11 protein-coding genes are annotated in these 11,256 nt (G+C 43.9%); 7 read left to right on the forward strand and 4 right to left on the reverse strand.

All coding sequences use genetic code 11. From position 1 onward, the window contains the following. The first annotated feature begins 127 nt into the window (after positions 1 to 127). Complete coding sequence (locus tag AB5N96_RS09445) at positions 128 to 1,474, forward strand: YjiH family protein (RefSeq protein ID WP_499705371.1); 1,347 nt, start codon at positions 128 to 130, stop codon at positions 1,472 to 1,474. Between the two features lie 225 nt (positions 1,475 to 1,699). On the opposite strand, the gene AB5N96_RS09450 is transcribed toward AB5N96_RS09445, so the two are convergent. After that, positions 1,700 to 2,653, reverse strand: coding sequence for an L-threonine 3-dehydrogenase (locus tag AB5N96_RS09450; RefSeq protein ID WP_499705372.1), 954 nt, complete (start codon positions 2,651 to 2,653; stop codon positions 1,700 to 1,702). A gap of 532 nt (positions 2,654 to 3,185) precedes the next feature. Between AB5N96_RS09450 and AB5N96_RS09455 the strand changes: the two genes are divergently transcribed. Next, complete coding sequence (locus AB5N96_RS09455; RefSeq protein ID WP_499705373.1) at positions 3,186 to 3,320, forward strand: hypothetical protein; 135 nt, start codon at positions 3,186 to 3,188, stop codon at positions 3,318 to 3,320. Between the two features lie 278 nt (positions 3,321 to 3,598). Here the strand turns inward: AB5N96_RS09455 and AB5N96_RS09460 are convergent, their stop codons facing one another. Both AB5N96_RS09460 and AB5N96_RS09465 read right to left on the reverse strand, forming a co-directional pair. Further along, on the reverse strand, positions 3,599 to 4,789 hold the full coding sequence (locus AB5N96_RS09460; RefSeq protein ID WP_204589839.1) for a glycine C-acetyltransferase: 1,191 nt from the start codon (positions 4,787 to 4,789) through the stop codon (positions 3,599 to 3,601). Between the two features lie 39 nt (positions 4,790 to 4,828). Then, a complete protein-coding gene (locus tag AB5N96_RS09465; RefSeq protein WP_204589840.1) occupies positions 4,829 to 5,479 on the reverse strand; it encodes a DUF6198 family protein in 651 nt (216 codons plus the stop codon). Positions 5,480 to 5,576: 97 nt separating this feature from the next. Between AB5N96_RS09465 and AB5N96_RS09470 the strand changes: the two genes are divergently transcribed. The 5 genes from AB5N96_RS09470 (at position 5,577) to AB5N96_RS09490 (ending at position 10,579) form a co-directional block, all read left to right on the forward strand. After that, the gene (locus AB5N96_RS09470) at positions 5,577 to 7,757 is read left to right on the forward strand and encodes a DNA topoisomerase III (RefSeq protein WP_499705374.1); all 2,181 of its coding nucleotides are present in this window, start codon (positions 5,577 to 5,579) and stop codon (positions 7,755 to 7,757) included. Positions 7,758 to 7,846: 89 nt separating this feature from the next. Beyond that, positions 7,847 to 8,083: a hypothetical protein gene (locus AB5N96_RS09475; protein ID WP_499705375.1), complete on the forward strand. Its 237-nt coding sequence runs from the start codon at positions 7,847 to 7,849 to the stop codon at positions 8,081 to 8,083. Positions 8,084 to 8,136: 53 nt separating this feature from the next. Beyond that, positions 8,137 to 8,319, forward strand: coding sequence for an SE1832 family protein (locus AB5N96_RS09480; RefSeq protein WP_204589842.1), 183 nt, complete (start codon positions 8,137 to 8,139; stop codon positions 8,317 to 8,319). Between the two features lie 66 nt (positions 8,320 to 8,385). Then, entirely contained in the window at positions 8,386 to 9,963 is a 1,578-nt protein-coding gene (gene abc-f, locus AB5N96_RS09485) for a ribosomal protection-like ABC-F family protein (protein ID WP_204589843.1), read from the forward strand. A gap of 430 nt (positions 9,964 to 10,393) precedes the next feature. Continuing rightward, the gene (locus AB5N96_RS09490; RefSeq protein WP_499705376.1) at positions 10,394 to 10,579 is read left to right on the forward strand and encodes a hypothetical protein; all 186 of its coding nucleotides are present in this window, start codon (positions 10,394 to 10,396) and stop codon (positions 10,577 to 10,579) included. Here AB5N96_RS09490 and AB5N96_RS09495 read toward each other — a convergent pair. Next, entirely contained in the window at positions 10,536 to 11,078 is a 543-nt protein-coding gene (locus AB5N96_RS09495) for an RNA polymerase sigma factor (protein ID WP_499705377.1), read from the reverse strand. The two genes, AB5N96_RS09490 and AB5N96_RS09495, sit on opposite strands and share 44 nt — an antisense overlap. Positions 11,079 to 11,256 lie beyond the last annotated feature (178 nt).

Consider the following 11,256-nt stretch of genomic DNA (forward strand, 5'->3'; position numbering starts at 1 on the left):
AGTCTTTTCACCTTGAAATCATGCGATTTTCACAGACTTTTACAATATCTTACATAGACATTTGAAAGCGCTTTTCGTATGATAAGTGCACGGTTTCGCCGAAGTATTTACATAAAGGAGACTACGTATGAAAAAGAAATTTTCTCTTTCCACATGGTTGCTGTTTTTAATCCCTTCCATCGTGGGTGTTGTTTTATTCATGATTCCACTTCCAGATGGCGATACAATGCGCGTACCGATCGCTTCATTCGCCAACGTTCTTTCTGGTTGGCTAGCTCCTGTTATTCAGTGGATTGCGTTAGCCACAGTGGCACTCGCAGCGATTGGTTCGTTACTGTTTGTCGCACGTCCGAAAGATGATTCGTTCGCGTCTGGTCTTTTTAAAGTTACACCGTTTTGGTTAGTCGTTCGTCTTATTGCACTAGTGTATGCTGTGATGATCATTTTCCAAATCGGACCGGAAGCTGTTTGGAATGAGTATACAGGTGGCTTACTTTTAGAACCAACTGAAGGTTTGGTTTCTTTCCTATTCACCATCTTCTTATTTGCCGGATTACTTCTTCCATTGCTTTTAAACTTTGGTTTACTCGAGTTCTTCGGTGCCATGCTTGTAAAAGTGATGCGTCCTTTATTTGGACTTCCAGGTCGTTCAGCAGTCGATGCGGTCACGTCTTGGGTCGGAGATGGAACAATCGGCGTTCTTCTGACTTCACGTCAGTATGAAGAAGGCTACTATACGAAAAAAGAAGCAGCCATTATCGGAACTACCTTCTCTGTCGTATCCATCACGTTTAGTATTGTTGTTATCGAAGAAATTGGTCTTGGTGCATACTTTTTACCATTCTACGGAACAGTTATTTTAAGTGGAATTATTCTTGCACTCGTTATGCCACGTATTTATCCACTTCGCGGCAAGTCGGAAACGTATGTGGATGATACACCACTTGATTTGTCACGTGAAGAATTACCTGTACACCATTCCGTTGTATCGTATGGTTTAGAAAACGCATTGAAGAAAGCTGATGCCAATCGCTCAGTTTCAAACTTCTTTAAAGATGGATTAAAGACTGTTGCCGATATGTATATAGGTGTTGCACCCGTCGTTCTTGCTTTCGGTACGACTGCGTTGATGCTTGCGGAATACACACCGGTCTTTACAATCCTAGGAAAACCGTTTGAACCGTTATTGATGATTGCAGGTCTGCCTGAAGCTTCAGAAGCAGCCGCGACAATCGTTGTCGGGTTTGCGGATATGTTCTTACCTGCAATTCTTGGGTCAGGAATTGAATCAGAAATGACACGTTTCTTCATTGCAACGATGTCGGTTACACAATTGATTTATATGTCTGAGGTCGGTGGACTTCTTCTAGGTTCGAAGATTCCAGTCAACTTCAAAGACTTACTTGTCATTTTCCTACTACGTACATTGATTGCATTCCCAATCATCGCGGTAGTAGCGCATCTTCTGTTTTAATGGATAATATAAAATAGGTTGAATCAAAAAAGGAGTTTCTCGTAAATTGAGAGACTCCTTTTTGTATGGTGTTAGGTGTGTAGGGGAAGCGTTCCGCGGGCGCGGGCTGAGCCAAGGTCTCAGCTGCCGCTTTTAATCCCGCTGGAGTCACCCCTACCCACTTTACAAGTTTTGTGATTTATCAATTTCTTTTTAGAAATCAACTTTAACCTAATTATTTTTTTATTACACTAGTTGTTGTTTCGCACGTAATTGTTTGAGCATGTCGCGCGTCATCGCATCTAGGTCGAACTGTGCCTTAAAGCCCCATTCGTCACGAGCAGCCGTTGCATCGATTGAATCTGGCCAGCTGTTTGCAATCGCTTGGCGAATCGGATCCACCTCATAATTTAATGTAAAGCCAGGAAGTTCTTTGCGAATTGAAGCAGCAAGCATTTCCGGATCAAAACTCATCGCTGTAACGTTGAAAGCGTTGCGGTGAATCAATTTCGTCGGGTCTGCCTCCATCAAGTCAACGATTGCTTGAAGTGCATCTGGCATATACATCATGTCCATGAAGGTGCCTTTGTCGATATACGACGTGTACGTTCCTTCTTCCAACGCTTTGTAATAAATATCAACCGCATAGTCCGTCGTTCCTCCACCTGGTAGTGTTTCGTACGAAATCAAACCTGGGAAGCGAACGCCGCGTGTGTCAACATCGAACTTTTGGAAGTAGTAATCACAAAGTAGTTCTCCTGAAACTTTGTTCACACCATACATTGTCGTCGGGCGCTGTAATGTGTCTTGTGGAGTATTCACTTTTGGAGTCGATGGACCAAATGCGCCAATCGAACTCGGTGTGAAGAACTGCATGTTTTCTTCGCGTGCAACTTCTAGTGCATTGACTAAACCACCCATATTGATGTTCCAAGCAAGTAATGGCTTTGCTTCAGCTGTTGCTGAAAGAAGTGCTGCCATATGCATCATTGTGTCCGCACCGAACTCTTTTGCAATGCGGTGCATCTCTTCTGCATTTGTTACATCTAAGATTTCAAATGGCCCTTCTTCAACGATCGGGCTGTCGATGTGACGGATATCTGTTGCTAGAACGTTTTCGGTTCCGTATTCTTTGCGAAGCTTGGTGATCAGCTCTGAACCGATTTGGCCAAGAGCCCCGGTAATCATGATTTTTTTCATGGCGATTCGCTCCTTATTTACAGTTGTATTTTTGGAAAGTACATTATAGTAGTATAGAACATTGATTTTATAATGTTTTTACAACTAGTATTATAGTATGTTCTTTGGGGAGGTACAATACTTAGATGTGGAGCCGACTGTTTCAAAACGTTGAGTTCCGTTGCGAGGCTGCTTTCCGAGGGCGCGGCGTGAGCCTCCTCAGCGCAAAAACACGCTTCCGGGGTCTCACGTTCCACTTTTAACCCCTCCGGAGTCAGCCCCTCCACTCCACTCAACTTTAGTTTCGATAAGTGCGATGATTCGTCTTCAAAATCTAGATGTCCAGCAGCAAATCACGAAAGTGCATCAGCACTATCTAAAAGTTGCACACAAAAAGTAGAAAGTTGCTCATAAAAAAATGCCAGCAGCAAATTACAAAAGTTGCACATGCCCAGGAACTCACTACCTCCACTTGTCGATTGTAAGAATCATAAGATCTTACTAGAAAGGCCCTTAAGAAATCAGGTCTGAGTTTTGGACTAGTTTCCATAATATGACTTCGGTAGAAGAAATCACGTTTAGTGTAGAAGAAAAATCAGTTTCAGTAGAAGAAATCCTGATTAGTGCAGAAGAAATTACGTATTCATCCGATGAACGTTCGTTCAGGTTGAAGCCGACAGCTTTTTAAAGGTGACAGACCCCTTATAGGAAATCCCGGAGGTCAGGACGTCATTTCCCGGGCCATCTGGGTTTTCACGAGACCCGGCAACGAAGATGAAAGTGCTCTTCTTTCATCTTACGTGGGGAGGCTCGGGGAAACCCACCCAGGAAATGACGTTCTGGGTGGAGGGATTTACTGGTACGAGATGGTAAATGGTGACTGGCACCAAATGGGGGTAGTTTCCAAAATAAAAACCCCACGCCTGAGAGATACATCTCTCCAAGCGCAGGGCTTCAAATACGTATTTAGTTAATGACACCGAGCTCTTTTCCGACTTTTTCATAAATCGCTAAAGCATCATCGAGCATTTCTTTTGTGTGGGCCGCAGTTGGCATGTTGCGAACACGCCCTGTCCCCTTTGGAACTGTTGGGAAGACGATTGATTTTGCGTAGACGCCTTCTTCCGCTAAACGTTTTGAGAACTGCTGAGTCAGCTTCTCGTCTCCGATGATTGTCGGTGTGATTGGTGTTTCTGAATGACCGATATCGAATCCAAGCTTCTCAAGACCTGCTTTAAAGTAGTTTCCGTTGTCCCAAAGTTTGTCGTGTAGTTCTGTTGAGTCGATCAGCATCTGGATAGCTGCTGTGATCGCGGCTACATCCCCTGGTGGAAGAGCTGTCGAAAACAAGAATGGACGTGAACGAACTTTCAACCAGTCAATCAATTGTTTTGAACCGGCTACGTAGCCACCCACAACACCAATTGCTTTTGATAGTGTTCCGATTTGGAAGTCGATCTCTTTTTCTAGACCGAAGTGCTTCACAGTTCCTTTTCCTTTACCCATGACGCCTGATCCGTGCGCGTCATCTACATACGTGATCAAGTCGAATTCGCGTGCGATTTCTACGATTTCTGGAAGCTTCGCTAGGTCGCCGTCCATAGAGAACACGCCATCTGTGATGACCATGATTTTGTTGTAAAGACCGGATTCTTTCGCTTCTTTCGCTTTCGCTCGAAGATCGTCCATATCGTTATGTTTGTAAGCAATGATTTTTGCGCGCGACAAGCGGCATCCGTCAATGATCGATGCATGGTTCAATTGATCCGATAAAATCGCATCATTTTTATCCATCACACCTGAGATAGCTGCCATGTTGCAGTTGAAACCAGATTGGTACGAGATCGCTGCTTCTGTTCCTTTGAACTCCGCAAGCTTCTCCTCTAGTTTCACGTGAAGGTCTAGCGTTCCATTGATTGTACGAACAGCCCCTGCACCTACTCCGTATTTATCTGTTGCTTCTTTTGCGATGCGTTTTAATTCATCGTTTGTTGCAAGTCCTAAATAGTTATTTGAAGAAAGGTTGATGAGGTCTTTGCCACCGATTTTAATAATCGGACCATTTGGACCCTCTACTGGATCGATTTCGTTGTAGAGGCCTTGCTCTTTTAACTCATTTAGATTTTTCTCTAAAAATGTATCGAGTGATTTTGACATAGTTTTCTTCCTTTCCTAGCTGTAGTCAGTAGTAGTGTATCATTTAATGACCGGTTTTGCCTTTACCTTCACATCGAAAGGTTCTCCAGACAGCTTCTCAATCAATTTTTCAACCGCGGGCAATGTATAATGAACCAACTGTCCAAGACCAAATGCAATCAGTAAGGTCCCGACTCCCACAGGACCACCGAGTAGCCATCCCAGCAACACAACGCCCATCTCCATTGACGTTCGCACCGTCTTCACCTTCGCACCCGTCTTCGCGACAAGCATCATCATAATGGAATCACGCGGGCCTGCACCCACTCGAGCAGCGACGTATGTACCTGCACCAATTCCCATCACGATGACCCCTAAAACGAACACGATTGATTGAACCACAACCGATTCCGGATCGGGAAGCAACCAGTTGTAAATATCGATGAATGCACCAATCAACAAAATATTCAACCAGGTTCCAAGGAGCGGGATGCGCCTTTCAATGACGAATACGACCAAAATCAACAAGAAGCCTACAAGAATCGACCAAGTCCCAATCGTCAATCCAAACAATTGAAACAACGCGACGTGCAACACGTCCCATGGTCCGATCCCTAAGTAGTTCCCTTTAATCGTCAGTGTTATTCCTAGCGCCATTAACAAGAGCCCGATTAAATACACGCTCCAGCGCACGACGTAATTCTTTTTCACATTAAACCCTTCTTTCTCATACACTCCTTTAAGTATACGACATGAGGTCAAGCCCTTGATATGGTAAGATAGGGACACATGAAGGAGAGATTAGTGTATGAAAAAAGTAGTTCTAGCAGAAAAACCATCTGTTGCCCGTGACATCGCGCGTGTCCTGAAATGCACGAAAAAAGGAAACGGCTTTTTAGAAGGCGACAACTATATTGTGACTTGGGCACTCGGCCACTTAGTGACACTTGCTGACCCTGAAACGTATGACAACAAGTACAAGACTTGGAATTTAGAAGATTTGCCGATGATGCCTGAAAAATTGAAACTAACAGTCATTCGCCAATCAAGTAAGCAATTCCACGCGGTAAAAGCACAACTCGAACGAAAAGATGTGAACGGCTGGATTATCGGAACAGATGCCGGTCGCGAAGGCGAACTAGTCGCTCGTTGGATCTTCGCAAAAGTGAAAGCAAAAAAACCGATTCAACGTCTTTGGATTTCGTCTGTTACGGATAAAGCAATCAAAGACGGGTTTGCCAAACTGCAGCCTGGTCAAAAGTATGAAAATCTGTACCATGCAGCGGTTGCTCGTTCAGAAGCAGACTGGTATGTCGGACTGAATGCAACACGTGCACTCACGACGCGCTTCAACGCGCAGCTCTCTGCGGGTCGCGTCCAAACCCCGACCGTTGCTATTATTGCAGCACGTGAAGAGGAAATTAAAAAGTTCACCCCGCAAACGTATTACGGTGTGCAGGCAATGACGAAAGAAGGCTTGACCCTTACATGGCGTGATGCCAAATCTGGGGCAAGTCGCTCGTTTGATGCTACCAAAATCAAGCAACTCGTGGAAGCTGTCGAATCGAAAGAAGCGGTCATCACGTCACTCGATGTGAAAAAGAAAAAAACATACTCTCCTGCTCTTTATGATCTAACGGAATTGCAACGTGATGCGAACAAACGCTACGGATTCTCTGCAAAAGAAACACTTAGTACGATGCAGAAATTGTATGAACAGCACAAAGTACTGACGTATCCGCGTACCGATTCACGTTTCCTATCGAGTGATATCGTCCCGACACTTGCTGAACGCTTGAAAGCTTGTGCGGTGAGCGATTACCGAACAGTTGCCAATAAGATTTTGACGAAACCTATCAAAGCTTCTAGTTCATTCGTGAACGATGCAAAAGTGTCGGATCACCATGCCATTATTCCAACAGAGGAAACTGTGAACTTGAGTGCGATGAATGACAAAGAACGAAAAATTTATGACCTTGTTGTGAAACGCTTCTTAGCTGTCCTTCTTCCTGCACATGAATTTGAGCAGTTAACAGTTGTCACAAAAGTTGGCTCAGAAGAATTTTTCGCAAAAGGGAAAACTGTTCTTCAAGAAGGCTGGCATGAAGTGAAAAACTTACAAGAAGATGACGATGAGGAAGTCGCAGAACAACGTTTACCAAAACTTGAAAAAGGGCAAAAACTTGCGATTGATTATGTACGTCAGACTTCCGGTCAAACGAAACCACCTGCTCGTTTCACAGAAGCGACACTACTGAGTGCGATGGAAAACCCCTCTGGCTATCTTGAGGATTCCAATAAACAGTTAGCAGACAAGTTAAAGAAAACGGGTGGACTCGGCACAGTTGCAACACGCGCTGACATTATCGAGAAGCTCTTTAACTCGTTCTTGATTGAAAAACGTGGCAAAGATCTTCATGTCACATCTAAAGGCAAACAACTACTTGACCTCGTCCCTGCTGACTTGCGTTCTCCTGAAATGACAGCTGAGTGGGAAACGCAGTTAGAAGCAATCGCCACTGGTAAGAAGAAAAAAGATGTGTTCATCACAGAGATGAAACAGTACACAGAAAAAATCGTTCAAGAAATCAAGTCAAGCGATGCGAAATTCAAGCATGATAACATCTCATCTAAGACATGCCCAGATTGTGGCAAGCCGATGCTTGAAGTGAACGGTAAAAAAGGCAAGATGCTCGTGTGTCAGGACCGCGAATGCGGACACCGCAAAAATGTCTCTCGTCTCACGAACGCACGTTGCCCACAATGTAAGAAAAAACTTGAGCTACGTGGTGAAGGCGATGGTCAGATCTTCGTCTGTAAGTGCGGACACCGTGAGAAGTTATCTGCATTTGAAGCGCGCCGAAAGCAACAAGGCACTGGAAAAGCAGATAAGCGCAGTGTGCAGAAGTTTATGAAGCAGCAACAACAAGATGAGCCTGTTAACAACGCGTTAGCGGAAGCGTTGAAAGGGTTAAAGTTTGATAAATAAAATTAGCGCTCGTGTGACTAAGTCTAAGTCGCATGGGCGTATTTTTTTCTAGCTTCCTTCATAGAGTATCTGAGAGAACTCTAAGGAGGATGATTGCTATAAAAATCGCCTATATTCTTGACCCAACAACTGAAATGACTCTTTACGCGCAAAAGCGCGCTACCCAAATCCAATCAAAGTGGCCGGACTCCGTGAAAATCTTCAGCAAACGGGCTGATCAGGTTCTTCCTGTACTCTTTTCGCAACGCAACATGGACGGGTGCGACGTCTCATCTATTTTCCAAGAACTCCAAGCACTTGCAGAACTTCGAGAATTCACATCATAACTCTGTTTGTGTTAGACTAAAGGGTAGATTGTCAAGCAAAGGAAGTAATAATCATGACAAAACACGAACTAGAGCAACAACTCGCTGAACTGAAAATGGATTATGTACGCTTGCAAGGTGATATGGAGAAGCTTGAATCGACAGGTCATCCAGCTATGCTTGAAAAAGCAGAGGCACGCTTAGCGGCGATAGAAGTCCACTTACAGGAATTAAACGAAGCGCTCGCTAAGTTCTAATTAGTGAGCGTTTTTTCGTATAGCCACTTTTCATGGAAACTATATTTTAAGGATTGAGGAACAATCATGAGTTTATTAACAGTAGATAATTTAGGACATTCCTTCGGAGATCGCACTCTTTTCAAAGACGTATCCTTCCGATTAGTAGAAGGGGAACATGTTGGACTAGTCGGTGCAAACGGCGTCGGGAAATCAACGATGATGTCTATCATCACAGGCGAACTAGTGCACGATACAGGTCGCGTGGAATGGCTTCCGGGCACACATTATGGCTACTTGGATCAGCATACACGCCTGCAGCCCGGTCGCTCGATGATGGATACATTGCGAGATGCTTACCTTCCACTTTACGAAAAAGAAGCAAAAATGAACGATATCGGCATGAAGATGGCGGAAGCTTCTCCAGAAGAACTCGAGCAACTGCTTGATGAGATGGCTGAAATTCAAGATGCCTTGGATGCTGGAGATTTCTATACACTTGATATGAAAATTGAAGAAGTCGCACGCGGTCTTGGCCTCGATGCCATTGGTTTAGAAAAACCCGTAAACGCACTTTCTGGTGGACAACGTACAAAGGTCTTATTGGCAAAATTGCTTTTAGAAAAACCGAAAGTGCTGCTACTTGATGAGCCCACAAACTATTTGGACGAAGAGCATATCAACTGGCTAGCAAACTATTTAAAGAATTACCCACATGCCTTCATGTTGATTTCGCATGACACAGAATTTATGAACACTGTCACAGATGTCATTTTCCACTTAGAATTCTCGAAGCTGACGCGCTACACAGCGACGTATGAAAAATTCATTGAGCTTGCGGAGCTGCATAAACGTCAACATATCGACGCATACGAGAAACAACAAGATTTCATCAAGAAACAAGAGCAGTTCATCGCAAAAAATAAAGCACGTTACTCGACAACAGGCCGTGCAAAATCTCGTCAGAAACAATTAGACCGCATGGAGCGTATTGATCGTCCCGAAACTGCACAAGATGCTCAATTCAGCTTTAAAGAAGCACGTGGATCAAGTCGTTTTGTCATAGAAGCTGACCATTTGGTTATCGGGTATGACAAACCCCTTCTCCCACCTCTTACATTTACAATTGAACGCGGAGAAAAAATCGCACTTGTTGGAATGAATGGTGTCGGAAAATCGACGTTGTTAAAAACAATGCTCGGTAAAATTCCTTCACTTGATGGAAAAGTAAGTCGCGGGGACTTTTTGATTCCTGCTTACTTTGAACAAGAAGTGAAAGCTGGAAACGTCACACCAATCGACGATGTTTGGGGAACATTCCCGAGTATGGATCAAAACCAAGTCCGGGCTGCACTTGCTCGCACTGGTCTGAAAAACGATCACATCTCTCGCCCTCTCTCAAGTTTAAGTGGTGGCGAACAGGCAAAAGTCCGTCTATGTAAGTTAATGCTCGATGAGAGTAACTGGATGTTGTTTGATGAGCCGACCAATCACTTGGACGTACAAGCAAAAGCAGAACTGAAGCGCGCTATGCAAGAATACAAAGGCACAATTGTCCTTGTTTCCCACGAGCCTGATTTTTATGAAGGTCTTGTGACGAAAGTATGGAATGTAGAAGAATGGTTCTCGACAGGCGAAGAGTTTGTGGAAGAGCGTTCTGAATAAGCAAAGAGGCTGGGTCATAAGTACAAAACTTAGCCTGATTAGCTGATTAAGAAATAGAAAAACCGCGTAAAATCAAGGTTCTTGAAACTTGATTTTACGCGGTTTATTCATTTTAATGAGTTCTGTCCCATCCTCTTTTGATTGTTTCTTAGGTACCTGTCCCAAACACTATTCTGATATTCATGACTATTCATCAATAATACACTTGGAATCCGCATTCCTGCGTTGTATTGTCAATAAATATAAATTGTGTTGGAATTGTTTGGGTACCAGGTACTTTTTGGGAACTGTTTCCATAACGAAGAGTGGCGTTCTACACATCTAATGGAATCGAGTTCCGAACGCCAGAAACACGCTCCGGAATCAGCCGCACCCGCAAAGGCTGAAGAACGCCTTCACGGGCACGTCTGATTTCCTCGGAGTTTCTTGAGTGGCGTTCTCCACATCTAATGGAATCGAGTTGCGCCTCCTAGAAATCCCGCAAGAAGCCATCGCAATCTATGAAGCAAAATACGCTTCACAGCTCACGCTGGCTTCTCGCACAATTTCTGAACAGTCGGCTCCACATCTAATTACGCAAGCAACATTTCCGCCGATTCCGCGTCATTTAAGATAAGCTCACGTAATCGCTGCTTCGCACGGAACAAACGAGACTTCACTGTACCAATCGAAACTTTCATCATTTCCGCGATTTCAACAAGGGATAATTGTTTTACATAGAAATAAAAGACCGTTTTGCTGTAGATTGAGTCAAGTTCCCCAAGCTTCTTCTGGATCAGTTCACTCACATCTGCTTGCGCTAGCTGATCTTCAATCGGAAGCGTGTCTGCTGCAATCAGGTCAAGAATCGAGACATCCAATTGGTCCGGTTGAATTACAACATGCTTGCTACGACGAACATCTTTGCGGTATTTGTCACGGAATGTGTTCATAGTAATTGTTGTTAACCAAGCTTTTACATGGTCCACGTTCTCAAGATATGATTCGTAACGTACAACTTTCATCCAAACATCTTGCATCAAATCTTCAGCTTCCGCCTGGTTTTTTGTAAGTTTTAAGCATAAGTAGTAAATTGAGCGATTGTATTGTTCATAAACGGTTTCAATCTTTGTCATGATCGTTCCCCTCCGGTTCGTTTCTTCGTACCCTTATCTTCTCAAACTCCTACCTTACGAACCATCGACTGTTCTTTCATTTCAATTACATCTATGTAATCTAAGAAAATCCGGCCAAAAACCCTGGCCGGACCTTTTTGAACTATTTCACATCTGATATTTGATAGTGGGCTCCGGA

The organism is Chryseomicrobium imtechense, from assembly GCF_041475995.1.
Classification (GTDB): domain Bacteria; phylum Bacillota; class Bacilli; order Bacillales_A; family Planococcaceae; genus Chryseomicrobium; species Chryseomicrobium aureum.

What these genes read in the sequence shown, in the direction of transcription:
- abc-f (WP_204589843.1), top strand. Translation starts at nt 8,386, where the DNA reads ATGAGTTTATTAACAGTAGATAATTTAGGACATTCCTTCGGAGATCGC.
- AB5N96_RS09445 (WP_499705371.1), top strand. Translation starts at nt 128, where the DNA reads ATGAAAAAGAAATTTTCTCTTTCCACATGGTTGCTGTTTTTAATCCCT.
- AB5N96_RS09475 (WP_499705375.1), top strand. Translation starts at nt 7,847, where the DNA reads ATGATTGCTATAAAAATCGCCTATATTCTTGACCCAACAACTGAAATG.
- AB5N96_RS09455 (WP_499705373.1), top strand. Translation starts at nt 3,186, where the DNA reads ATGACTTCGGTAGAAGAAATCACGTTTAGTGTAGAAGAAAAATCAGTT.
- AB5N96_RS09480 (WP_204589842.1), top strand. Translation starts at nt 8,137, where the DNA reads ATGACAAAACACGAACTAGAGCAACAACTCGCTGAACTGAAAATGGAT.
- AB5N96_RS09470 (WP_499705374.1), top strand. Translation starts at nt 5,577, where the DNA reads ATGAAAAAAGTAGTTCTAGCAGAAAAACCATCTGTTGCCCGTGACATC.
- AB5N96_RS09460 (WP_204589839.1), bottom strand. Translation starts at nt 4,789, where the DNA reads ATGTCAAAATCACTCGATACATTTTTAGAGAAAAATCTAAATGAGTTA.
- AB5N96_RS09450 (WP_499705372.1), bottom strand. Translation starts at nt 2,653, where the DNA reads ATGAAAAAAATCATGATTACCGGGGCTCTTGGCCAAATCGGTTCAGAG.
- AB5N96_RS09495 (WP_499705377.1), bottom strand. Translation starts at nt 11,078, where the DNA reads ATGACAAAGATTGAAACCGTTTATGAACAATACAATCGCTCAATTTAC.